The 573-nt window shown below is 52.2% G+C and carries 1 protein-coding gene; it reads left to right on the top strand.

Annotation, left to right across the window (positions count from 1 at the left end):
- On the top strand, window positions 1-573 hold a 573-nt coding region (locus GHO41_RS29495), incomplete at both ends, for a tetratricopeptide repeat protein (protein ID WP_178126626.1).

Here is a 573-nt window from a genome sequence, read left to right as displayed (position 1 = left end):
AAATTTTGGTAATTCCAACTCGCAATACAATCTCGGTTTGTTGTACTGCAACGGTCTAGGCGTTGTTCAGGACCATGAAAAAGCTGCCATGTGGATTCAGCGTGCCGCCGAGCAAGGGCATGCTGCGGCCCAAGACCACTTAGGGCAGATGTATCGCTGGGGAGTCGGCGTAAATCAGGACTATACCGAGGCGGTTAAATGGACTCGCCTCGCCGCCGAGCAAGGGCATGCAGAGGCCCAACATCAACTAGGGTGGATGTGCCACCAGGGTAAAGGCGTACCTCAGGATTATAAGGAAGCCATCCGTTGGTATCTCCGTGCTGCTAAGCAACGCCATCGCATTGCGCAATTCCACTTGGGATGCATGTACGCCGCAGGTAGAGGCGCCCCGCAGAGTGATGACCACGCCATCCGATGGTATTTGCAATCAGCAGAGCAAGGTTATGCCGACGCGCAACACAACCTCGGTTATATATATAACAATGGTAACTACGGGCCACAGGCAGTACACATAGCTATCAAATGGTATCTATTGGCTGCTAATCAGGGCCACATGTTGGCTCAACATAACTT

The sequence above is a fragment of the Pseudomonas sp. FSL R10-0399 genome, from assembly GCF_009600165.1.
Lineage (GTDB): Bacteria > Pseudomonadota > Gammaproteobacteria > Pseudomonadales > Pseudomonadaceae > Aquipseudomonas > Aquipseudomonas helleri.
Note: the sequence above shows the minus strand (reverse complement) of the source record. Positions and strands in the feature narration are given on the sequence as shown.